The organism is Erwinia sp. HR93 (genome assembly GCF_034555055.1).
Lineage (GTDB): Bacteria > Pseudomonadota > Gammaproteobacteria > Enterobacterales > Enterobacteriaceae > Apirhabdus > Apirhabdus apintestini.
Genome location: NZ_JAXUDP010000001.1, coordinates 589,354 through 610,619 on the forward strand (window position 1 = coordinate 589,354; position 21,266 = coordinate 610,619).

The following is a 21,266-nucleotide window of genomic DNA, read 5'->3' on the forward strand; positions in this document are numbered from 1 at the left end:
TTCTTATCCAATCAGGTTTTCCGTGGCTTCCGCTTCCAGATACGGAACGCCGTCAATGTTGATAAATTTGGGGCTGGTCACGAGAAACTTGATTTTCCGCGTGGACAGCGACCCGCCTTTGGGATCGAGATCCAGAAGGTTGTTCAGCACCAGCTTGCAGCCGAACGCCTCCACTTTGGTTTCTTCGTTGCCGGCTTTGGCATAGAAGAGAAAATCCAGCTCAGGAATGCCGCGCCATGAACCGGCAGACTGCGCACGGGCCTTAATGACCTTCAGCGCTTTGGTAGACAGCTCCAGCTCACCTTCGGCGGAAACGTCGCCATCCACCCAGCCATCCGGCACGCCGCGCGTCTGTGCAGCGGCGGTGTTATCAGTGATATCGAGTGAAATTTTCTCAGCATGTACCAGCTCAGCGTCCATGTAAATATCCACAGCCTTTTTGTTCTTCCAGACGATCGTGATATCGCCATCCTGTGGCGGCTTCACCTCGCCGGGGAAGGACACGCCGTTAATGTTCGCCGCTGTGGACATTTCACGCAGCGGACGGGCAAACAGCGTCTGGTGTGCCGCAATGCTGCCCGGTGTGCTGTTAAGCGAACGATCGGCAATTTTGCCGATAGCCAGCAAACGTACACGACGCGCGGCTTTATCCACGATACGCAAGGTTTCGATGGACTGATAATCGCCCCCTTCAACGTCCAGCGTACGGCCATCAGACCAGTAGTAACCGTCATAGTCCGGATACCACATCGGTACGCTAAAACGCTGCGCTTCCAGCGCCTGAAGCGTGGCCAGTTCCAGCACCGCACCGGTGCCGTCCTTTGGTAGCTCATCGCTCCCCATGCTCAGCAGCGCCCCGGTTTTCACACGCGCGGGGCTGTCAGCGATGGTGACAGCGCGGTTACACAGACGGCCGGCAAGCACACCCGGTTCATTCCCCCAGAGGCGGGGAACCAGCTGTACAGCTTTCTCGGCAATACCATCCTGAAGCGTGGACAGGCGGGTAAGATAATCGGCCTGCGCTTCCTCTGCCTGCATCCCCTGCACCGCCAGAATGAACCAGACCCAGCGGCCATACTTCGCCGTCAGTTCCGATCGCAGCGTTGCCGCCTGGTTAACAATGGCTTTAGCGGACACATCATCCGACAGCACCACGCCTTCCACCGAACAGACTACCTGCGCAGCCTTGACCGCCTCCACCCACGCATCTGCTTCGCTGTCTGCGGCCAGCACATGGACAAATCCCCACCAGTTCTGGCCGGCGTTTGCCTGCGCGGCCAGAACATCATTTTTTAACGGGCTGTCACCGTCACCCAGCAGCGCGTCAAAATCGCTCTGTGCGTTGACGGCCAGCGTCTTTCCTACATTGGTTGAACCGGTACCGATAAACAGCAGCGTGCGCTCCACCTCATTGGTTTCGCCCAGCAGCTGGTTCACCTGATTCACGGTTACGTTTGGCCAGGTCATGCTCTCCCCCTGATATCCTGCGCGTTAACATCCAGACCGAACCCGACAGCCTGAAGCTGTCGCGCCAGCGCTTTGTTAAAATCTTCCTGACCAATCCCCAGAAACGCCCTAGCGGGCAAATCAATCTGCCAGGACGTTTTGACCGGCTTATCTTCCAGTATCCGGATAAGCAAACCAGCCTGGCGGGCGGTCATTTTTTCCTGTATTTCCTTATAGCCGGGTTTACGCCAGCGCTTGCCACGCCTGACTTTGTACCCGGCTTTGCGCAGGCGCTTCGCCTGTCGCAGTGAGGCAGGTTTATCCCCCTGTTCACGGCCTGCCACCTGCTTACGGTTGACGGTGACACTCATCCCGTTTTGCTGGACATATCCCACGACGCCGGCAGAGAGTTTCCCCTTTGCGTTGCGGTAATGACCACCGGCAAGATACAGCCTGACGGACTCGGTTTCCGGCATCTCCCGGATGCGAATCAGTTTTGGCATGTTGCGCAGCATCTTGCCCTTACGCCGCGTCTGCCTGCCCTGCCATTTCGCTCCGTCCGGTGCCTGCTGGTTACGCACATTACGCTTAGACGCCGCCTCCACCCCATATTTGGCCATACGCCACAACAGACGGCGACGTTTGGCCGGGGGCAATTCAAGGCTGGTCAGCGCCGCCTGAAGCTGGCGGAACTGCTCCTGATTCAGCTCTCCCTGAATCATTGCTGCCCCTCAGTAAGCGGGATAATGGTCACTTCCTCCGCCGTCCAGATATCCGGCTCATCCAGTCGCCAGCGCTGGCCATCAAAGGGGATTTCACCTTTGGGATCGGGAACCATATTCAGTTCTTCCGCCATCGGCAGCGTCACCACCATGATGGCCGTCTCCTGGTCGATGGTTTCGATATCGAATTCCGGCAGCTCGCTGTCAATGCCGGTTTCCTCCAGCAGCCCCCGCTCATCCAGCGTTAGCCAGGACATAAACAGCGCCATCAGGATTTTGGGATCGTACTCACGGTAGGGGTAACGCTCCCACGTCAGGACGGCGTTATAGCGGATGATGGCAAGACGATACTGCCCCAGCCCGTTATCCCGCTGCGCCGGAATGAACGTGATTTCATCCATCTGGCTGTCAAAACCCTGCATTGCCCGCTTCGGCATGTTCGCAATGAGGAAATCGGTCAGTTGCTTCAGCTGGCTCATATCATGGCCACCGTAATACGTTTAAGCCCCTTGATACGCCGTACCGTCAACGTGGATTCGGCAATCAGGCTGGAGCGGGTTTCGTCGCTCTCCTGCCCCGGATGGCTCTCACGCCGCCCAATGGACGCAAACTCCCCCATCAGGTCAGCTTTGGCACGGGCATACACCGCCTTGCGGTAGCGGGCGCACAGCAGGTTTTCGCCGTCGATTTCCACCCCCGGCACAGACTCCGCGCTGGTGTGGCCATCGCCCTGATATTTCGCGGCTACCTTAACGAGATCATCATTGATTTCGCCCGCTGCGGTCAGCAGCGCCTGGCGAATGGTGGCCGCGTCGATATCGGCCGGAATAGTGCGCTGGGACTGAAAATCCTTCACGTTCAGGTCTGGCCAGAAGCCATCATTCGTCAGAGTGGCATCATCAAAATCAATAGAGGTTCCGCTGAACATCCTGTTTCTCCGGAAAAAAGCGGGCTGGCCGGTTTCCACGGGCGATACGCTTATGCGATCCCCTCCACCGCGCCCGCTTTCGGGTCGGTAGCCTTTTATTTATCCAGTACCCGCAGACGTGCAGCGATACGCTGCAACATCGTGCCGACACCACATTTAGGGTCGAATCCCTTCGCCTGCTCCAGCAGTTCCTTAGCCCGGAGCAATACTTCCCTGTCTTCCGTTGCCGCTGCGCGTGGCTCTCCGTTTTCATCGCGTAGCAGGTGCAGACCGGCGAACTTCAGGTATTTGGCCTTAATGACCTCATACACATTCCAGTGCTGCATCACGTTTTCCAGCGTGCGGCTGAAATACGGCTCTAAATCGTTCCCCTGCACGGCTTCCACTTCCGCCCAGGACAACACCGTATCCGCCACAAACACCGGGAACGTACTGCCGAACGCGGCCGGGGTTTCCTGCCCCCGTGTGATTGCCACATCCGCCCAGTCCAGCGCCTGGTCAAACTGGCCTGTATCAAACAGCCAGACGACGCACCAGGCAAAAACAGGATTTTGCTGCACACTGTCACCTTCCAGCCAGGTCTGAGCGGTAGGCATCCAGCGCGGTAACAGCACATCACGCTTAAACTCCATGCGCTCTGCGCGGCTCTCAATCGCTGCGGCCGCTGCCACATCCTTTTCCAGCGCGACGATCTGAATATGCAGGCTGGTTTCCGTATCCAGAGACTGCTGCTGTCGCAGTAACCGCTCTGCTTCAATACGTGCGCTGTGACGCTGTGCTGGTGACAGTTGCATCAATCCCCCTTATTCCCCATCCGGTGGCACGACAGGTGCCCCGATAGTTACCGCACTTTCATCAAACGCGGCGTACAGCTCCGGATACTCAACCGCATAACCTTCGTTACGCAGGTATTTGTTCTCGTACTGCTTACGGTCTTCCACAAATTCAGCCTTACGCTGGCGGGTGCCGCGCTGGGTGTAGATGTGCAGGTTCGGCAGCGTGGTGACAATCATGCGTTTACCCGGCATAAACGGCGGGACGTAAGCAGTGCGGCCAGCGATACTGTCAGACAGCAGCTGCGCGGCGATCTTCTCGGTCGGCTTATCCGCTTTCTGGTACAGGCGGAAAGATTCAGCCGCCACAAGGTCGGCGCCAACCAACACCACCAGACGCGGGTCATTACGGAACTGCGCCGGAATTTTGGTATTGATAAGGTCGGATGCCATAGCATCGAGTGACACATAATCGCCTTTACCGTCGCCATCGAGCACAACCGCATCAGTGATGATCTGCTGGCCATCCTTCCACTCTTTGACGATTTGATGCCAGCCCTTGTTCACATCTTCGCCGTTCGGGTTTTCCTCGGCATTTGTGGTTTCCGCGACAGACTTACCGTTAAAGCCAATGCGCAGCATATCCAGCGCAAATGACTCGTTAGTAAATTCCTGCACGCGCTGGAAAAACTCACCTTCGTCGCCGGCGTTCGCCCAGACAGAAAGCAGTTGCCAGGTCAGTGCGGCGCAGGAGTCTGTTTCGACCAGCTTGTAGTCATTGCCGGTCACGCCCACTTTCTTACGGAAGCGGCCATCCAGCACACGCCCGGTATACAGGCCAGAACTCCCGACCGGCACCACCTGCCCCTGTAACTGGTCAACATCAGCAACGGTGATCAGATTCAGAAAATCAGACTGCTCCATCAGCGCATTGCGCAGCTGGGTTTCTTTCGGGTCGGTCAGCGCAAACCAGCGATCATCTTCGCTGGCACCGTAGGATTCACGCAGCCCGGTGTGGTACTGGCGCAGAAACTGACGGGCTTTTGCATTCAATTGCATATTCATTTTCCTTAAAGAAAATCAGCATCATTCCTTACAGGAAGTTGAAGCCTTTTTTGCCCTTACTGAACTGCTTGTTCGGCAGCTTAGTGACCTTCTCGTTCAGCTTGCTGAAGCCCTTCACCAGCTCCGGCAGGTTGCCAACCAGACGCGCGAAATCTTCGGTATCCACCACCTCTTTCACGGTATCCACATCGTCCTGCACATCGGTCATAGCGGATTCAATCGCGCTCACACGGTCTTCCAGCGAGGCCAGCGCATCGGCCAGCGCCTGCATGGCATCAGACGGTACGGTTTCCTCTGGTGGCGTTTCTTCCGGCTCTTCAATGCTGAAAAAATGACGCCAGCCTTTTTTCGCTGTTTTTGACATTCCCTTTTCCTTTTTAAATTCCCTGACTTCATCAAACGCGAGCGGCTTATATGGGCCGATGCGCTTTCCCTTTGTGCGGCTGAAACGTAGCCGTGTGGTGCTTACCCCGGCCGGACTGTCAGTAATAGCTAGGCCTTCAAGATAGGTTTTCCCGGTATTTCTGAAATTACCGTCCGGTGTAAACTCCGGTGATAAAAATAAAAGCTGCCCTTTCGCGTTTGCCTGTAGCAATGAAATCGCAGGGCAAAGGCGAGCATATAAACGAAGAATATCTTCATCATCACGCTCGGCTTTTACTTCCAGCACCTCCCCCATATTCCCGAAATTACGGGTATGTTCCGGCCATAACAGCGCGGTATATAAATTGGGGTCATATAATTCAGCGGCATCAAGTAACCATTGTTCTTCAATGGTGCGCTTGTCCACCGTTTCACCCGCAGTGGCGATACAAATCCAGTTTGTTGCCAGTTGTGAACCTGACATATTGCCTCCGTTCATTCTGCGAGTTTCAGTATCACCAATAAATATCATCCGCGCACTTCAATTATCCCGGATAAATTCGGTTATAAATTCATTACCGAATACGTCAGATTTTATTTTCAAAAATCACGGCCAAATTGCTGAATAATTCGCTTGTTAAATAAAACAGACATAAAGGCACGGAAGCCAATGGCGAAATACAGCGAAGAATTAAAAGGGGTAGCACGGGCGCTTTACCTGAAGCGCTATACCCCGCAGGAAATAGCCAGTGAACTTAATTTACCCAACCGGCGTATCGTCTATTACTGGGCGGAGAAATATCACTGGAGCGAACTACTCAGCCACGAATCCACAGAAGACGCGCTGAACCGCCGCGTGCAGACATTGACACTACGCGATGGAAAATCAGAGCTGGAGCTGCGCGAAATAGACAGTCTGGTAGCCCATCTGGTGAAGCTACGGGCGCAGCACAACAAGCATCAGGAAAAGCTGGCTGAAATTAATCACCGTGGCGGCGAAGATGCAGCTGCACCGCGCCAGTCTGATGACAGGGAGAAATCGGGTAAACGAGGAAAATACAAAAAGAACGATATCAGCAAACTCACTCAGGAGGATTTTGACGCGTTCGCCGCAGAGCATTTCTTCGGCTATCAAAAGCATCTGCGAGCCAATCTTGGCCAGCAGGTCAGAAATATACTCAAAAGCCGCCAGATTGGCGCAACCTGGTACTTTTCGATAGAAGCCTTTGAAAGTGCCGTGATGACCGGCGATCCGCAAATTTTTCTCTCGGCATCCAAGGCCCAGGCTGAAGTCTTCCGCAGCTACATCGTCAACATCGCAGAGCAGTATTTCGGCGTGGAACTCACCGGCAACCCCATCCGCCTGTCCAACGGCGCGGAGCTGCGCTTCCTGTCCACCAACAAAAACACCGCCCAGTCCTACAACGGCCATCTGTACTGCGATGAATATTTCTGGGTTCCGAACTTCGCCAAACTGAATGAAGTGGCCAGCGCAATGGCCACGATTGATAAATGGCGCACCACCTACTTTTCCACGCCCAGCAGCAAGACCCACCAGGCGTACCCGTTCTGGACGGGCGAGGAATGGAAGCGCGGCGACAAAAAGCGCGCACGAACCGTATTCCCGACCGATAAAGAGCTGCGCGACGGCGGGCGGCTTTGCCCTGACGGCCAGTGGCGTTACATCATCACGATGGAAGACGCTATCGCGGGTGGCTACAACCTGGCCAGCATCGAGAAGCTACGCAACCGCTACAACCGCGACACGTTCAACATGCTCTATATGTGCGTATTCGTGGACAGCAAGGACAGCGTATTTTCGTTCTCTCATGTGGAACGCTGCTGTGTGGATCCTACCGCATGGGAAGACCATGACGAAAACCTGCCCCGGCCGTTCGGCAACCGCGAGGTGTGGGCCGGCTACGACCCGGCCCGTAGCGGCGATACGTCCACCTTTGTGATTATCGCGCCGCCGATACTGGTCGTCGAAAAATTTCGCGTGCTGCGCGTTTTCCACTGGCAGGGAATGAACTGGAAGTGGCAGGCCGCACAAATCAAGAAGCTGTTTGGCCAGTACAACATGACCTACATCGGCATTGATATCACCGGGCTGGGAAGCGGTGTCTTTGAAGATGTTCAGCACTTTGCCATGCGCCAGGCTGTCGCGATCCGCTACGGCGTCGAGACGAAAAACCGCCTGGTCATGAAGATGATCGACGTTATCGAAGACGGCCGCGTGCAGTGGGATAAGGAGAAAACCGAAATCGCCGCCAGCTTTATGACTATCCGCCGCACCTCCACGGCCAGCGGCAACGCCATGACATTTGTAGCCGATCGCACCGCAGAAACAGGACACGCAGACAGTTTCTGGGCTATCGCTCACGCTATCGACAATGAACCACTCAATTACGGAAACCAGCGCAAATCCCGCTGGGGTAACTTAGGGAAAGCAGCATGAAGAAACGCAAATTCAGGGAACGCCGCAGCGCCCCAAAACCACGTCATATGAGCCTTATCAGCCTGGGTAAGCCTGAACCCATTCTGACCACCGGCACCAACTATACAGATGTGTGGTACGACAACGAGGCAGAGCACTGGACGCTGCCGATTGACCGGCTGGCGTTGGCGCAGCTGGTTAACCTCAATGCACAGCACGGCGGTGTGCTGTATGCCCGCCGCAACATGGTGACGGCAAACTACGAAAATGGCGGGCTGACGCATGAACAGCTGGGCGCGGCGGTATTCGACTGGCTGACGTTTGGTGATGTGGCCATTCTGAAGGTGCGTAACGGCTGGGGGGATGTGGTGGCGCTGTATCCGCTGCCGGCACTGTATACCCGCCAGCGAAAAACGGGCGAATTTGTCGTACTGCAACAGGCTGAACCGATGATTTACCCGCCTGAGGATATCATTTTCCTGAAGCAGTACGACCCACAACAGGCGGTTTACGGCCTGCCGGACTACATCAGCGGCATTCACTCCGCACTGCTGAACGGTGAGGCGACAATCTTCCGCCGCCGCTACTACCACAATGGCGCTCACACCGGGGGCATTATCTATTCCAATGACCCGAACATGACCGACGAAGTGGAAGAAGAGATTATCAGCAAGCTGGAACAATCGAAGGGGATCGGAAACTTCAGCACCATGTTCGTGAACATCCCAAAAGGCGATCCGGATGGCATCAAATTTATCCCGATTGGCGATATCAGCGCCAAAGATGAGTTTCAGAACATCAAGAGCATCAGCGCCCAGGACGTACTGACCGCGCATCGCTTCCCGGCCGGGCTGGCGGGGATTATCCCGACGAACGGCGCAGTAATGGGAGATATTGAGAAAGCGGCTAAAACCTACCGCAAAGCCGAAATTCTGCCTATCCAGCGCATGTTTGCGGCTGCGGTGGCAAATCAGCCCGATATTCCACAACATTTGTACCTGAATTACATGAAAGACAGCGAGCTGGAAGGTGATTAATGCCAGCAAAAAGGCTAAAATATAGGCGTTTTCAGGTTCATGGAGCGCGGAATATGCGGGTACTAAAAGTAAAATGTCCGGAATGCGGGGCAAAGGCGATCATCAGAAAGACCAACCCCAAGCACCGCCATATTTCAGATATTTACTGCGCCTGTTCAGACGTGGAGTGCGGCCATACCTTCGTGCTAAACCTGACGTTCTCCCACACTCTAAGCCCCAGCGCCAAGACCGGGGACTTGATGGTGCAGACGATCCTCAATTCTTTCTCGCCTGAACAGAAGCAAATGACGCTGGATTTATTGAAAGCCGGACTGGCTGCATAGAAAAAGGCACCAACCGGTGCCTTACTTTTTACGTGCAGGCCTCAGTCTTAACAAAGGCAATGCCATCTTTAAGGAATGCGTGATAGTTTTTTCCACTTAAAGCAGAATGAACCACAGCAGTAAATGGCAGCAAAATATCGACAACGTTAGCAAATTGTTCAAAACTGATATCAAAATGCTCCATTGTCAGTTCATCAAAATCAGTCGTTTCATACAGTTCATCGCTGATATTAAATATCCCCATCAGCAATTCTTCATACGAAGAATAATCCTGTTTCATCTTTCCACCTTACTTTTCTCGTCGGAATATCCAGCACCGGAAGGTATCCGGCATTCTTTGCATTTCACCTTTGCCACGGTTGTGGCGTTCGCTTACCGCGCTACGCGTGGTTTTTGTGTCGATAAAACGGCGCTCGTTGCCGTTTTTAAGCAGCTTTTTAATCTCGGTTAACGTGAACGGAATGCGCTGCCGGTGGGCGGCGGCGACTTCTTCCAGATGGTTAAAGTTGACCGCAATTTCCCCTTCATCCGATGAATGGTTGATGCCGTACGGTGCCAGCTCGTCGAGATAATCAAACAGTTCCCAAAACTCCTGCACCAGAGGGTGATCCTTTTTAAGCGCCTGGCAACGTTCTACGGCCAGCGCGGTGATGGCCTCGCGGGTCTTCTCAATGCGCTCCACCGGTACCGGCACAACCAGCGCCAGCGCTTCCAGCAATCCGACAAGCTGCGCGTGGTTTTTGGCGATACGAATATGGCGAATGTTAGTATTGGATTCCAGCTCACTACGGGCGCGTTCGTAGCCCTGGCCGAACACCTTCATAATTTCTTTTTCGCGCATGGTGGCCAGCAGTGTGAACCCGGATACCTGACTGACCGGAATTTGTTCAAGGCGTTCGGCGGCGTAGCGGGTCTGAATGGACTGGCCGCGCTTGTCGGTATAGATGTGGATGATACGCTCCAGAAACGCCTTGCTGCCGTCTGTGTCGGCGTTCTGCGCTATCACTATGCTGCCCCTGAATGGCGGCTCGTAAGTCTCGTTATTGTTCGATTTGATACCCACGGCGCGGGATGCGCGGCCGTTGTACAGTGATTTCAGCTCGTCCCAGTCAAAAGCGCGTTGTTTGGCGTTATCGGTGGTGCGATCGCCTTCGATTAAGACCACCGGCAAGTTACCGACCTGGGCAAAGTTGCGGCCACGCGCGGCAGCGGTAGATTTCGAAGGGTCAAAACCTTCATACTCTTCACGGCCAGCGAGCTTCCACAGAAATTCAATCAGCGTCGATTTACCCGTTCCCGGCTCCCCCACGATTTCAAGGAACGGGAAAGACTTGTCACGCTCGCGGATTTGCTCAGCAAACAGCGACCCCAGCCAGAACGCCAGCGCCACATACCCTTTTTCACCAAAAGCCGTCCAGATATCGTCCACCCAGCCCGTGGTAAATTCGTTCAGCTTCGGATTCAGATCCAGCGACGGCGTGAGGCTCAGGCTCTTAACGCTGGCACTGTTGATTTCGAAGTAGTCTTCATCGTTCATTTCGTACAACCGGCCATCGCAAACAGCCACACGGTTATACAGCCAGGCGGCATAATCCTTGTTATAGCCGATGAAATTCTGTGTCTTGACCTCTTTGATTTCAGGCAGGCGCATCTGGATGAACTTATCCAGCTGTTTAGTGCTGCCGGTGTACACCGCCCCTTTGGCGATGTGCAGCAGCCGCTTTTTAAATTCGGCGGAGCTGGTGAGCTGGTTAGCCGTGAAGGTATCTTTCACCGCTGGCCGGTTCGGCATGTTGACCTTCACGTAATACCAGGATTCGTCTGTGGGTTCAGACCGCTGGAAATAGAGCGGCGTCAGCCAGCAGTTGGCGATTTCGGTCACGCCGCCAGACTCTTTAACCGCCCGTTCTTTGGCTTCCCACTCCATCACCACTTCGGATCCAGTATTGGCGATGCGCTCATAGGCTCGCATGTACCTGTCCAGATCCAACTCAAACCAGTACATGCGGGAGTTATGCTCAAAATAGAACGAGTGCCACTCGTTATGCTGATGCATGAGCAGCGCTTTTTCAGTCGGGCTTTTCGCCAGCAGGATATCGCCATAGTAGCGATAATTTTTGATGTCCGATTTACCAAGCCGGCCACGTAACAGCAGGTCATTCCAGTCCAGGCTGGAGGATGTTTTCACCGGCTGCGCCGCGCGAACCTTCCAGCCGGCTTCCTCGCTACGTGCAGCAAAGGCCAGCGTATGCTTTGTGCCGGCTTTGTCGCCATCAAACGCCCATATCAGGCGTGGGCGGGGTTTCTCGCCCAGCTCTTTAGCCAGGGTATCCAGCGCCGCCAGTGGGTAATTGTTGCTGCTCAGCGTGGCCACCGCGGGTAAACCCGCCTGGCACAGGCTCAGCGCATTGAAGATGCCCTCAGTGATCCAGATATCATTCACTTCCAGCAGGTTCACGGACGGCGGAACCCACCAGTGACCAACGTAGCTTCCTTTGATGTTCGCTTTCTGTTTACCGAAACGCTGCGGCTGGTCAATGATGCGCTCCCACGTCGCACCACAGGCCAGCTTAAATCTGACGGTTGCCGATCCCATGCCATCTTTGGCGAACGCGCCCTGGGTAAAGCAACCTTTCAGCGGTTCGGTATCCAGCCCCCGCGCCTCACGCAGATACGCTTCAGCGGCAGCGTGTGGGGTTTCAGGGGTGTCCTGGTATCGCTTAGACCAGTCCTCAAAGATTTCAGGGTACTGCTCTTTGACAACGACCTGATGACCGCAGTTGTTTTCGCGGCCACACTTCAGGATCCAGGGCTTATCTATGCTGGTGAATAATTCGCGTTTATGGCATTTAGGGCAAACGCCCTGCTGCAAATATTTATCCCGTTCCTTGAATTCAAAATCCTGAACGAGCCGGCGCACAACGTCCTGCTGTATTGTGGCATTCATAATTAATCCAGATGTAGAAAGGTGTGAAAGGCAAAAAACTATATTCGGTATTGTTTGTTATATCGCTCATGCGTCATTAATTCCCAATGCCTGCCCTTATCTTTACTCAGTAACCGCCAGCGATAAGAGACATGCACAGAAAAATAATGATGCGGTTTTATAACCTGATATACTTTTTTGCCGCTGTAATATTCCGTCAGCACAGAAAAGGCCTTACATATGACACTTTCACTTGTATGAGAGGTCACTGTCAGCATCGTTATTTCACACTGGCTATTTTAATGAGATACATCCAGACGTAAGAAACAATTTTTGACTGATGAATGGCGTCATATAAGGCGTGATGTTTAACACCTTCAAACTGGATAATATTACGAACATTCAGCCCAAGTGTTTTAGACAATTCAACAACCGTTCTTACATCACGGTCATTCCAGTAGTACCAAAGTGGATCGGCAAACCCGCATTTATCTGATGCATTACGTAAAATAACATTGTCGAACGCCGCACCATTCCCCCATACCTGCACTTTAGATGGGTCAGAATGCTCAGTAATAAAGGCTTCCAGATTCGCTAAAGCAAGAGGCAAGTCCAGGCAATCATCATTAAGCAACTCACTACGCACTTCTGCATCCTGACGCATCCACCATAATACGGTTTCTGACCCCATAGTGAGACCGTGGCCCGCACAGCTACCCAGGCTGACGCGTTGATAAAACTGCTCACCCATTTCGCCAGTTTCAGGGTTAAAGAATACAGCACCAATAGAAGCAATCGCAGAAGTTGGTTTATTATCCATTGTTTCAAGGTCAATCATTAAATGTTTCATATCGGTTCCTCAACGTTGGGAAGCTGCAACAGGTTTAAGATGAGAGTTATTGCTTTTTAATGCGGTAGTAGCCAGCGACATAAGACCAGATATATTATTTTCAGTTGGTATATTCCCACCAAATACCATAAGCGTGATTTTATGCAGCTCTTCAAAATCATCGCTATCGTTATTAAAACGAGCAGTAGAGGTTATTCCCTCAAGACATTTTGCCAGCTGGATATTTAATTCCATTAACTGCAAACCATCGCTATGGACAGAGAATGTTTCTTTTTCAATAGCGTTTGCCTGAGCATGATAATTTTGCAGCAGGCTACGAATCAGCGTGGCGTATTTAGTTTTCATAATTAAAGCCCTAACCACATTAACCACGCATCACGCTGTGCTTTTGGTTTTTTAGAAAATGCAAGACGAATTCCTTTATTGAACTCTTCAATGCAAATCAGTTTTTCCGTACGCGCCCCAGGCTTCTCTGGATCCTGAATCTCAATAAAAGGAATTTTGTCTGCTTTAACCATCATGTCCACGGCGTTTTTAGACTTACCCAACAACTCCGCGAACTTCTCAGTTGTCACCCCTTCGAGCGGGTACTTGATAAGCAAATCATCAAGGTTCATGTGTTATCCTCCGTTTTGCAAACCTTTGCAGACCGTTCCAGAACATTTGAGAACGTTCCACATGTGACACATTACAAATGGAGGATATTCCTTACATGGCACATATGTCAAGTATGGGTGAGAAGTTTCGTTTGATTCGTAAGGCTGAGGGAATGACACGGCAAGAATTTGCAGATGCGGTGGGTCTACCTTACGGAACGCTAACTAACTACGAAACGAAGGGCTTTCAGGTAACAGAAGGTGCGCTAATGAAAATAACCAAAAACCCCAGGTTTAAAAAATACGCTTACTGGCTTTCAACGGACGAAACCATGCCGGAGGTAGGTCAAATATCCCCGGCTCTCTCTCTTGATGGGTCAGAGCAACAGGAGGATGTTCCGGACTTAACCCCCAATGCAGCAAAATCACACCGTTAAAAGCTGAAAATTGGTTAGACCTGTATTTTGAATTTGCTGACTGCCTGTGGTCGCAGGCCGGAAGCTACATCGGAGGGCTTCGCTATGGCGATTAAGAAGCTCGATGATGGACGTTATGAACTGGACACAAGAACGGGCGGACGCACCAGTAAGCGAGTCCGCAAAATATTCAACAGACGGGCTGATGCTGTTGCGTATGAACGCTACATGCTGGGTAAGTTTCAGCGTAAGGAATGGGATCCGAGCGCACAAATTGACAGGCGCACGCTGGACGATATCAGGGAACTGTGGTGGCTCTATCACGGCCAGACGCAGAAGAATGGCGAGATTGAAAACAGGCATCTCATCAAAACCATCACCGCGCTGGATAATCCGCAGGTAGGCGAGGTAAACAAACGAATGCTGATAGTCCACCGCAGCCGCAGGCTGGCACAGGGGATAAGCGCATCCACGATCAACCGCGATATTTACCGGCTGTCCGGCATGTTCAGCGCCCTGATTAAGCTGGATGAGTTTGAGGGGGAAAACCCGCTGCGTGGCCTGCCTCCCCTGAAAGAGAAAAATCCCGGCATGACCTTCCTCACAAAACCGGAAATAAGCCGCCTGCTGGACGCACTGACAGGCGATTACCGGTTGATTGCGCTGCTGTGCCTCAGCACAGGCGGACGCTGGGGAGAAGTCAGCACGCTGACGGAAGCGCAGATTATGCACGGCCGTGTCGTCTTCCTGGAAACGAAGAACGGCAAAAAGCGCGTGGTTCCCATCTCTGCCGAACTGGAAGACGAAGTCATGGCCAACGCCAGCGCGGGGCTGTTCCGGGTGGACTATGAAAACTTCTGCCGGAAGCTACGGAAGGTCAAACCAGACCTGCCGCGCGGTCAGGCCACCCATATTCTGCGCCACACGTTCGCCAGCCACTTTATGATGAACGGCGGAAATATCATTGCGCTTCAGCAGATACTTGGCCATGCCAGCATTCAGCAGACGATGGCGTATGCACATCTGGCACCGGATTATCTCCAGAACGCGATCGCACTGAATCCGCTGAAAGGGGGGCTGGGAGTCTGATGATTCCGTCCACATGTGGACGCATTTTTCCGTTTCGGGACTGCCTGAAACCGCCTGAAACGGAAGTGTGGACAGTGTGGACGGAAAAACTGGCCTGAAAAGTTTGTAAGTCGTTGAAAAAAAAGACCCCCACATCATGTGGGGGAAGACAGGGATGGTGTCTATGGCAAGGAAAACAGGGTTGTTACTGGTTACTACTTACGGCTACTACTCAACTGCAATTCAGTATTAGATTGAGTTGCTGTCAGCTCACGCAGTTCCTGCATGCGTTGACGATGCTTGTCATTTAAAACCGCCTGCTGCTCGGGCGTTAACAACCGGAACATTTGATTGCGCACTTTAGCCATTTCTACCTGGCGCGTAATCTGTTCCTGTGCCATTTTTTCTGCCTGAGCACGCACGGCTTTTTCATCAAATTTTTCAGCGGTAATCAAATTATGCATGGACTCCAGCTCGCTAATACGAACGGAAGGATTATCATACCTAACCAACTGCATAAGATCGCGCATTTGCTGACGCTGGTGTTCGGTAAGATTAATTCCTTCGAACATCCGATTTTGCAAACTATTGCTTCGCTGAATAGCACTTTGGGAATGAGGCCAGTTATCACCGGAAGTGATGTCATCCTCTGCAGCCTGGCTCGCCTGTACTGCTGCCAACGCCAGGATTGAAATCATGACGGCGACGATCACATTGCGCATCACTTGCTCCCGAAATCTTATGTGGTGCGATTCAACGAGAGCCAGTCTACGATTCTCGCTGCAAACTAGCGTCAGGGGGTGTAAAACAACGTAAAGTCATGGATTAGCAGTTTCGGATGTCGTAATTTCTGCCCCGGAGGAATTAAAAATGAATAAAATTTTATTGGTCGACGATGACCGAGAGTTAACATCGCTGTTAAAAGAACTTCTTGATATGGAAGGTTTTAATGTCATCGTCGCTAATGATGGCGAGCCGGCTTTGGGGCTTCTTGATGATAGCATCGATCTGCTATTGCTGGATGTCATGATGCCGAAGAAGAACGGTATCGATACGCTAAAAGAAATACGTCAAACATACCAAACGCCCGTCATTATGCTTACGGCGCGTGGCAGCGAACTGGATCGTGTTTTAGGACTAGAGCTAGGCGCTGACGATTACTTACCTAAACCATTTAACGATCGCGAACTCGTGGCTCGGATTAGGGCAATTTTACGCCGCTCTAACTGGAGTGAACAGCAACAAACCAGCGAAAATACGTCCCCAACTCTTGAAGTTGATGCACTCAAACTTAATCCAGGACGCCAGGAAGCAAGCTTTGAGGGGACTGCGCTTGAGTTAACAGGTACAGAGTTTACCCTGCTGTACTTGCTGGCTCAGCATCTTGGCCAGGTGGTCTCGCGAGAACATCTTAGCCAAGAGGTTTTAGGTAAGCGGCTAACACCTTTTGATCGCGCAATTGATATGCACATATCCAATCTACGCCGGAAACTACCGGACCGTAAAGACGGGCATCCGTGGTTTAAAACCCTCCGTGGTCGCGGTTATCTAATGGTGTCGGCTTCATGATAGGCAGTCTTACCGCGCGCATTTTCGCTATTTTTTGGCTTACACTGGCGCTGGTATTGATGCTGGTATTAATGCTCCCAAAGCTTGATTCGCGCCAGATGACCCGTCTAATGGAAAGCGAGCAGCGCCAGGGAATTATGATTGAACAGCATGTCGAAGTGGAGCTGAGTAACGACCCTCCCAATGATTTAATGTGGTGGCGACGCCTGTTCCGCGCTATAGATAAATGGGCCCCTCCAGGACAACGGTTGTTACTCGTCACCAGCGAAGGGCGCGTTATCGGTGCTCAGCGCAACGAAATGCAAATAATCCGTAACTTTATCGGCCAGTCAGATAACGCAGACCAGCCTCAAAAGAAGAAATATGGCCGCGTCGAACTTGTTGGCCCGTTCTCTGTGCGCGATGGCGAAGATAATTATCAACTCTATTTGATTCGTCCAGCCAGCAATTCTCAATCGGATTTTATTAATCTTTTGTTTGATAGGCCATTATTGTTACTTATTGTCACCATGTTAGTTAGCGCTCCGCTACTGCTGTGGCTGGCATGGAGCCTGGCAAAACCTGCGCGTAAGCTTAAAAATGCCGCCGATGAAGTGGCCCAAGGCAACCTGCGACAGCATCCCGAGCTGGAAGCCGGCCCTCAGGAATTCCTGGCTGCAGGAGCAAGTTTTAACCAAATGGTAACCGCCCTAGAACGAATGATGACCAGCCAGCAGCGTCTGCTATCCGATATCTCTCATGAGTTAAGAACGCCTTTGACGCGGTTACAGCTTGGAACAGCATTACTGCGCCGCCGCAGTGGCGAAAGCAAAGAGCTTGCGCGTATTGAAACGGAAGCCCAGCGCCTTGACAGCATGATCAATGACTTACTGGTTATGTCACGCAATCAGCAAAAGAATGCGCTGGTGAGTGAAACGCTTAAAGCCAATCAGTTATGGAGTGAAATGCTGGATAACGCTGCGTTTGAAGCCGAACAGCGTGGGAAAAAGCTGGAAATTACCTATCCCCCAGGCCCCTGGCTTCTATACGGAAATCGTAGCGCACTGGAAAGTGCGCTGGAAAATATCGTGCGCAACGCATTACGCTATTCTCACTCACAGATTTCGGTGAATTTTTCTGTTGATAATCAAGGGATTATGGTTACAGTAGATGACGATGGCCCAGGCGTCAGCGCAGAAGATCGGGAACAGATTTTCCGTCCTTTTTTCCGCACGGATGAAGCTCGCGATAGGGAGTCCGGCGGCACCGGTTTAGGGCTCGCCATTGTTGAGACCGCCATTCAACAACATCGAGGTTGGGTAAGAGCGGACGACAGCCCGTTAGGCGGGTTGCGCTTAACCCTCTGGCTTCCACTCTATCAGCGCTCCTAAGGCAGATCATCTCTCTGCGGAGAGATGATCCAGGCATAATAAAAATTTGCTATGCTGCATCCGCCTATAAGGAATTAACAATGCTCAATATTGTACTATTTGAACCAGAAATTCCCCCAAACACCGGTAACATCATTCGCCTGTGTGCTAATACTGGCTTCCGCTTGCATATTATCGAACCTATGGGATTCACATGGGATGACAAACGGTTGCGCAGGGCTGGGCTTGATTATCATGAATTTGCTGCAGTCATACGCCATAAAAATTATACTGCCTTTCTGGAACAAGAAGCGCCCCAGCGCTTATTTGCCCTCACCACAAAAGGGACTCCTGCCCATAGCGCCGTTCACTATATTGCCGGGGATTATCTGATGTTTGGACCAGAAACGCGCGGCCTTCCCGCTGAAATTTTACACGCTCTGCCAGAGCAACAAAAAATCCGTATTCCCATGACGCCAGATAGCCGGAGCATGAATCTTTCGAATGCAGTGTCCGTTGTAGTTTACGAGGCCTGGCGGCAATTGGGTTACGCCGGCGCGCTACTGAAGGGATAATGAAGACACCCTCAGTAAAAAACATGATTATTTAAATATATCTAACTAAAGCTGATGCCAGGATTTTCAATTTCTTGTGAGGTATTTTCCTTATAAGAATGCTTGCATATAAAGATTATAAGCTCATAGTAATAAAAAATTTTCATTAGTGCATTTTAGCTTTACGGCAAATCATATTAAGCCTTCTTTTATTTATTAACAGGCAAACAGAATAGTACAAACAAAAAATTTATAAATAGGTAGTTCTGAGAAAAATAAACTAACCACTTGGATAACAAAAACAAATTTTTGTTATCGCTTAATAGCCTTTAAATATTATCCTGGTAATAATGAAAAAGAGTTCTGCTGAATAATTCCGTTATAAGAAAAAACCCATAACTAACTTCTCATCTAATAGCCAATAAAAACATTGCATCAACCCTTTATTAATTTAAATGCCATCACCAAATTCAAAACCGGGCACAGTTCCATTGAAGTGTTGATCCATATCCATAGCGGGTTTTTCAGTGCCAGGCTTACCTACAATACGCGCCGGCACACCGGCCACGGTCGTATGAGCCGGCACAGCCTGCAGTACAACGGACCCCGCTCCGATTTTCGCGCCTCGCCCTACTTCAATATTTCCCAAAATTTTTGCCCCGGCGCCTATCATCACACCTTCACGAATTTTGGGATGGCGATCGCCGCTGGTTTTCCCGGTGCCTCCTAGCGTCACCGATTGCAGAATAGAAACGTCATTTTCCACAATCGCTGTTTCCCCGACCACAATACCGGTTGCATGGTCTAACATGATTCCGCGCCCAATATGTGCAGCGGGATGAATATCAACCTGAAACGTCACCGAGACCTGATTTTGTAAAAAAATAGCCAGAGCACGACGTCCTTCATTCCATAGCCAGTGGCCGATACGGTAGGCCTGAAGCGCATGAAAACCCTTCAGATAAAGCAAAGGGGTCGAGTACTTATCAACGGCCGGATCGCGGGTTCGCACGGCCTGAATATCACACGCCGCGGAGGCTATCATTTGGGGATTGGCTGCATAGGCCTCTTCAACCATTTCGCGAATTGCGATCGCTGGCATAATGGGCGACGCCAGCTTGTTAGCCAGCATGTAACTCAGCGCATTGCCCAGGCTATCGTGTTTTAGCAGTGTCGCATGATAGAAGCTGGCTAGCATTGGCTCACAGTCCGCTAATGCGCGAGCTTCTGCCTTAATATTATTCCAGACTAGTCCAACCTCTTCACACAACATCTCTCTCTCCTGAAATAGAGCCGATCGCTAAAACTAGGTGGATAACGCCACCGAACGACGTTAGCTCTATTTATAACGCTTATCAATGCTCGTTTTTTTGCGAGCGTCCTAATAAGGTTAACGCCGCTTCGCGCGCATTTTTATGGCAATACAAGACCTGGTAAATTTCCTCGGTTATCGGCATTTCCACGCCAACACCGGCAGCCAATTCGCGCACCTCGCGGGTATTACGATAGCCCTCAACAACCTGGCCGATTTGATGCTGCGCGCTATCTACATCCAGCCCTTGCCCTAGCATCATTCCAAAGCGGCGATTACGCGATTGGTTATCCGTACAGGTCAATACTAAATCACCTAACCCCGCCATCCCCATAAACGTAGCAGGATCCGCACCTAAGGCGCTTCCCAGCCGGGACATTTCTGCCAGTCCGCGGGTAATTAGCGCAGTTCGTGCATTCGCACCAAACCCAATGCCATCTGACATTCCAGCGCCAATAGCAATGACGTTTTTCACCGCCCCGCCAAGCTGTACGCCAATAAAATCATGATTGCGATAGACCCGGAAGCTTTTGCCACAATGCAAAAGTTGCTGCAGATCCTGGGCAAAATCATCATCAGTCGCCGCAACGGCTATCGCGGTTGGTAAACCTGCCGCCAGCTCTTTAGCAAACGTCGGGCCTGAGATTACGGCTAAAGGAATGTTGTCTCCCAGAATCTCCCGCGCGACGTCCTGCAACAAACGCCCGGTTTCAGCTTCCAGCCCTTTAGTCGCCCATACTAAACGAGCATCTGGTCGTAGAAGTGGCTTAATTTGGGTTAGCACTTCACCAAATACATGGCTTGGTACCACAATCAAAATATCACGGCTGGCGGCTAGCGCATCACTTAAGGAAGACTCAAGATAGAGTGTATCCGGAAACGGAACATCAGGAAGAAAGGCCGTGTTACAACGCTCACGCTGTAATTGCGCGATATTTTGCGGGTTATGCCCCCACAAAACAACGGGATGCCCATTTCGCGCTAATGTAATCGCAAGAGCGGTGCCGTACGAGCCGGCACCGATCACAGTCATAGACGCACGCTGAGTCTTCATCAGGCATCCTGATGTTCTTGCTCGCCTTCACCAGCCTGCTGCTGTAAATAGTTCATAAACAGCGCATCAAAATTGACCGGGGCAAGGTTGAGCTGCGGGAAGGTACCGCGAGAAACCAGGCTTGTGATACTTTCGCGCGCGTACGGGAACAGGATGTTCGGGCAATACGCACCCAGGCAGTGTGCCAACTGCGTGCCTTCAATACCGCCAACGCTAAAGATACCAGCCTGCTGTACTTCACACAGAAAAGCCGTCTCATCATTCAGTGTCGCAGTGACCGTCACGCGCAGAACCACTTCATATATGTCATCCGCAAGCTGACTGGAAGCGGTATCCAGGTCCAGCTTAACTTCGGGCTGCCACTCTTTTTGAAAAATCTGCGGCGCATTTGGCGCCTCAAAAGAGATGTCTTTGGTGTAGATGCGCTGAATCTGAAAAACCATTTCGGTGGTATTTTGTTCTGACATAAATAAACCCT

General features: G+C 51.7%; 24 protein-coding genes. 8 read left to right on the forward strand and 16 right to left on the reverse strand.

Features of this window, described 5'->3' with window-relative positions:
• Positions 1–3: 3 nt before the first annotated feature.
• The 7 genes from SFA31_RS02855 to SFA31_RS02885 all read right to left on the reverse strand — a co-directional run bounded on the left by SFA31_RS02855 (position 4) and on the right by SFA31_RS02885 (position 5,781).
• A complete protein-coding gene (locus tag SFA31_RS02855; RefSeq protein ID WP_322836609.1) occupies positions 4–1,467 on the reverse strand; it encodes a DUF2586 family protein in 1,464 nt (487 codons plus the stop codon).
• On the reverse strand, positions 1,464–2,168 hold the full coding sequence (locus SFA31_RS02860) for a phage virion morphogenesis protein (RefSeq protein ID WP_322836610.1): 705 nt from the start codon (positions 2,166–2,168) through the stop codon (positions 1,464–1,466). Before SFA31_RS02860 ends, SFA31_RS02855 begins: the two co-directional genes overlap by 4 nt.
• The gene (locus tag SFA31_RS02865) at positions 2,165–2,647 is read right to left on the reverse strand and encodes a phage tail protein (RefSeq protein WP_322836611.1); all 483 of its coding nucleotides are present in this window, start codon (positions 2,645–2,647) and stop codon (positions 2,165–2,167) included. Before SFA31_RS02865 ends, SFA31_RS02860 begins: the two co-directional genes overlap by 4 nt.
• The gene (locus SFA31_RS02870; protein ID WP_322836612.1) at positions 2,644–3,096 is read right to left on the reverse strand and encodes a head completion/stabilization protein; all 453 of its coding nucleotides are present in this window, start codon (positions 3,094–3,096) and stop codon (positions 2,644–2,646) included. Before SFA31_RS02870 ends, SFA31_RS02865 begins: the two co-directional genes overlap by 4 nt.
• Before the next feature lie 95 nt (positions 3,097–3,191).
• Positions 3,192–3,890, reverse strand: a complete 699-nt coding sequence (gpM, locus tag SFA31_RS02875) for a phage terminase small subunit (protein ID WP_322836613.1) — start codon at positions 3,888–3,890, stop codon at positions 3,192–3,194.
• A 9-nt stretch (positions 3,891–3,899) separates the two neighbouring features.
• The gene (locus SFA31_RS02880; protein ID WP_322836614.1) at positions 3,900–4,928 is read right to left on the reverse strand and encodes a phage major capsid protein, P2 family; all 1,029 of its coding nucleotides are present in this window, start codon (positions 4,926–4,928) and stop codon (positions 3,900–3,902) included.
• Positions 4,929–4,962: 34 nt separating this feature from the next.
• Positions 4,963–5,781, reverse strand: a complete 819-nt coding sequence (locus SFA31_RS02885) for a GPO family capsid scaffolding protein (protein ID WP_322836615.1) — start codon at positions 5,779–5,781, stop codon at positions 4,963–4,965.
• Between the two features lie 186 nt (positions 5,782–5,967).
• On the opposite strand from SFA31_RS02885, the gene SFA31_RS02890 reads away from it, so the two are divergent.
• From SFA31_RS02890 to SFA31_RS02900, 3 genes are read left to right on the forward strand one after another with little or no spacing between them, the layout of a single operon-like run.
• Entirely contained in the window at positions 5,968–7,755 is a 1,788-nt protein-coding gene (locus SFA31_RS02890; RefSeq protein ID WP_322836616.1) for a terminase large subunit domain-containing protein, read from the forward strand.
• A complete protein-coding gene (locus SFA31_RS02895) occupies positions 7,752–8,771 on the forward strand; it encodes a phage portal protein (RefSeq protein ID WP_253898670.1) in 1,020 nt (339 codons plus the stop codon). The genes SFA31_RS02890 and SFA31_RS02895 overlap by 4 nt, the downstream gene beginning before the upstream one ends.
• Positions 8,771–9,094: an ogr/Delta-like zinc finger family protein gene (locus tag SFA31_RS02900; protein ID WP_416208314.1), complete on the forward strand. Its 324-nt coding sequence runs from the start codon at positions 8,771–8,773 to the stop codon at positions 9,092–9,094. The genes SFA31_RS02895 and SFA31_RS02900 overlap by 1 nt, the downstream gene beginning before the upstream one ends.
• A gap of 28 nt (positions 9,095–9,122) precedes the next feature.
• On the opposite strand, the gene SFA31_RS02905 is transcribed toward SFA31_RS02900, so the two are convergent.
• From SFA31_RS02905 to SFA31_RS02925, 5 genes are all read right to left on the reverse strand, one after another.
• Positions 9,123–9,374 (reverse strand): hypothetical protein, encoded by a 252-nt coding sequence (locus SFA31_RS02905; RefSeq protein ID WP_322836618.1) that lies wholly within the window; start codon positions 9,372–9,374, stop codon positions 9,123–9,125.
• Between the two features lie 9 nt (positions 9,375–9,383).
• Positions 9,384–12,041: a toprim domain-containing protein gene (locus SFA31_RS02910; protein ID WP_322836619.1), complete on the reverse strand. Its 2,658-nt coding sequence runs from the start codon at positions 12,039–12,041 to the stop codon at positions 9,384–9,386.
• A 259-nt stretch (positions 12,042–12,300) separates the two neighbouring features.
• Positions 12,301–12,870 (reverse strand): 3'-5' exonuclease, encoded by a 570-nt coding sequence (locus tag SFA31_RS02915; RefSeq protein WP_322836620.1) that lies wholly within the window; start codon positions 12,868–12,870, stop codon positions 12,301–12,303.
• A gap of 9 nt (positions 12,871–12,879) precedes the next feature.
• Entirely contained in the window at positions 12,880–13,215 is a 336-nt protein-coding gene (locus SFA31_RS02920; protein WP_220755855.1) for a hypothetical protein, read from the reverse strand.
• Between the two features lie 2 nt (positions 13,216–13,217).
• The gene (locus tag SFA31_RS02925; protein ID WP_322836621.1) at positions 13,218–13,487 is read right to left on the reverse strand and encodes a Cox family DNA-binding protein; all 270 of its coding nucleotides are present in this window, start codon (positions 13,485–13,487) and stop codon (positions 13,218–13,220) included.
• A gap of 77 nt (positions 13,488–13,564) precedes the next feature.
• On the opposite strand from SFA31_RS02925, the gene SFA31_RS02930 reads away from it, so the two are divergent.
• The gene (locus tag SFA31_RS02930) at positions 13,565–13,903 is read left to right on the forward strand and encodes a helix-turn-helix transcriptional regulator (RefSeq protein WP_322836622.1); all 339 of its coding nucleotides are present in this window, start codon (positions 13,565–13,567) and stop codon (positions 13,901–13,903) included.
• Positions 13,904–13,987: 84 nt separating this feature from the next.
• Positions 13,988–14,971 carry a tyrosine-type recombinase/integrase gene (locus tag SFA31_RS02935; RefSeq protein ID WP_322836623.1) on the forward strand — a complete coding sequence of 328 codons (984 nt, stop codon included), beginning with the start codon at positions 13,988–13,990 and terminating at the stop codon, positions 14,969–14,971.
• A gap of 194 nt (positions 14,972–15,165) precedes the next feature.
• On the opposite strand, the gene cpxP is transcribed toward SFA31_RS02935, so the two are convergent.
• Positions 15,166–15,672, reverse strand: coding sequence for a cell-envelope stress modulator CpxP (gene cpxP / locus SFA31_RS02940; protein WP_322836624.1), 507 nt, complete (start codon positions 15,670–15,672; stop codon positions 15,166–15,168).
• 148 nt (positions 15,673–15,820) lie between these two features.
• Between cpxP and cpxR the strand changes: the two genes are divergently transcribed.
• From cpxR to trmL, 3 genes are all read left to right on the forward strand, one after another.
• Positions 15,821–16,519, forward strand: coding sequence for an envelope stress response regulator transcription factor CpxR (cpxR, locus tag SFA31_RS02945; protein WP_322836625.1), 699 nt, complete (start codon positions 15,821–15,823; stop codon positions 16,517–16,519).
• The gene (cpxA, locus tag SFA31_RS02950; protein ID WP_322836626.1) at positions 16,516–17,889 is read left to right on the forward strand and encodes an envelope stress sensor histidine kinase CpxA; all 1,374 of its coding nucleotides are present in this window, start codon (positions 16,516–16,518) and stop codon (positions 17,887–17,889) included. The genes cpxR and cpxA overlap by 4 nt, the downstream gene beginning before the upstream one ends.
• An 80-nt stretch (positions 17,890–17,969) precedes the next feature.
• Positions 17,970–18,443, forward strand: coding sequence for a tRNA (uridine(34)/cytosine(34)/5-carboxymethylaminomethyluridine(34)-2'-O)-methyltransferase TrmL (gene trmL, locus SFA31_RS02955; protein ID WP_322836627.1), 474 nt, complete (start codon positions 17,970–17,972; stop codon positions 18,441–18,443).
• 430 nt (positions 18,444–18,873) lie between these two features.
• Here trmL and cysE read toward each other — a convergent pair whose 3' ends face one another.
• From cysE to secB, 3 genes are all read right to left on the reverse strand, one after another.
• On the reverse strand, positions 18,874–19,695 hold the full coding sequence (gene cysE / locus SFA31_RS02960; protein ID WP_322836628.1) for a serine O-acetyltransferase: 822 nt from the start codon (positions 19,693–19,695) through the stop codon (positions 18,874–18,876).
• A gap of 82 nt (positions 19,696–19,777) precedes the next feature.
• Entirely contained in the window at positions 19,778–20,788 is a 1,011-nt protein-coding gene (gpsA, locus tag SFA31_RS02965; RefSeq protein ID WP_322836629.1) for an NAD(P)H-dependent glycerol-3-phosphate dehydrogenase, read from the reverse strand.
• Positions 20,788–21,255 carry a protein-export chaperone SecB gene (gene secB / locus SFA31_RS02970; RefSeq protein ID WP_322836630.1) on the reverse strand — a complete coding sequence of 156 codons (468 nt, stop codon included), beginning with the start codon at positions 21,253–21,255 and terminating at the stop codon, positions 20,788–20,790. Before secB ends, gpsA begins: the two co-directional genes overlap by 1 nt.
• Between the last annotated feature and the right edge of the window lie 11 nt (positions 21,256–21,266).

Coding starts and splice junctions, on each gene's coding strand:
- gpM (WP_322836613.1), bottom strand. CDS start 3,890: ATGCAACTGTCACCAGCACAGCGTCACAGCGCACGTATTGAAGCAGAG.
- SFA31_RS02935 (WP_322836623.1), top strand. CDS start 13,988: ATGGCGATTAAGAAGCTCGATGATGGACGTTATGAACTGGACACAAGA.
- secB (WP_322836630.1), bottom strand. CDS start 21,255: ATGTCAGAACAAAATACCACCGAAATGGTTTTTCAGATTCAGCGCATC.
- gpsA (WP_322836629.1), bottom strand. CDS start 20,788: ATGAAGACTCAGCGTGCGTCTATGACTGTGATCGGTGCCGGCTCGTAC.
- SFA31_RS02890 (WP_322836616.1), top strand. CDS start 5,968: ATGGCGAAATACAGCGAAGAATTAAAAGGGGTAGCACGGGCGCTTTAC.
- SFA31_RS02885 (WP_322836615.1), bottom strand. CDS start 5,781: ATGTCAGGTTCACAACTGGCAACAAACTGGATTTGTATCGCCACTGCG.
- SFA31_RS02880 (WP_322836614.1), bottom strand. CDS start 4,928: ATGCAATTGAATGCAAAAGCCCGTCAGTTTCTGCGCCAGTACCACACC.
- cpxR (WP_322836625.1), top strand. CDS start 15,821: ATGAATAAAATTTTATTGGTCGACGATGACCGAGAGTTAACATCGCTG.
- cpxA (WP_322836626.1), top strand. CDS start 16,516: ATGATAGGCAGTCTTACCGCGCGCATTTTCGCTATTTTTTGGCTTACA.
- SFA31_RS02870 (WP_322836612.1), bottom strand. CDS start 3,096: ATGTTCAGCGGAACCTCTATTGATTTTGATGATGCCACTCTGACGAAT.
- SFA31_RS02895 (WP_253898670.1), top strand. CDS start 7,752: ATGAAGAAACGCAAATTCAGGGAACGCCGCAGCGCCCCAAAACCACGT.
- SFA31_RS02915 (WP_322836620.1), bottom strand. CDS start 12,870: ATGAAACATTTAATGATTGACCTTGAAACAATGGATAATAAACCAACT.
- SFA31_RS02900 (WP_416208314.1), top strand. CDS start 8,771: ATGCCAGCAAAAAGGCTAAAATATAGGCGTTTTCAGGTTCATGGAGCG.
- SFA31_RS02930 (WP_322836622.1), top strand. CDS start 13,565: ATGGAGGATATTCCTTACATGGCACATATGTCAAGTATGGGTGAGAAG.
- cpxP (WP_322836624.1), bottom strand. CDS start 15,672: ATGCGCAATGTGATCGTCGCCGTCATGATTTCAATCCTGGCGTTGGCA.
- trmL (WP_322836627.1), top strand. CDS start 17,970: ATGCTCAATATTGTACTATTTGAACCAGAAATTCCCCCAAACACCGGT.
- SFA31_RS02860 (WP_322836610.1), bottom strand. CDS start 2,168: ATGATTCAGGGAGAGCTGAATCAGGAGCAGTTCCGCCAGCTTCAGGCG.
- SFA31_RS02855 (WP_322836609.1), bottom strand. CDS start 1,467: ATGACCTGGCCAAACGTAACCGTGAATCAGGTGAACCAGCTGCTGGGC.
- SFA31_RS02865 (WP_322836611.1), bottom strand. CDS start 2,647: ATGAGCCAGCTGAAGCAACTGACCGATTTCCTCATTGCGAACATGCCG.
- SFA31_RS02910 (WP_322836619.1), bottom strand. CDS start 12,041: ATGAATGCCACAATACAGCAGGACGTTGTGCGCCGGCTCGTTCAGGAT.
- SFA31_RS02905 (WP_322836618.1), bottom strand. CDS start 9,374: ATGAAACAGGATTATTCTTCGTATGAAGAATTGCTGATGGGGATATTT.
- SFA31_RS02925 (WP_322836621.1), bottom strand. CDS start 13,487: ATGAACCTTGATGATTTGCTTATCAAGTACCCGCTCGAAGGGGTGACA.
- cysE (WP_322836628.1), bottom strand. CDS start 19,695: ATGTTGTGTGAAGAGGTTGGACTAGTCTGGAATAATATTAAGGCAGAA.
- SFA31_RS02920 (WP_220755855.1), bottom strand. CDS start 13,215: ATGAAAACTAAATACGCCACGCTGATTCGTAGCCTGCTGCAAAATTAT.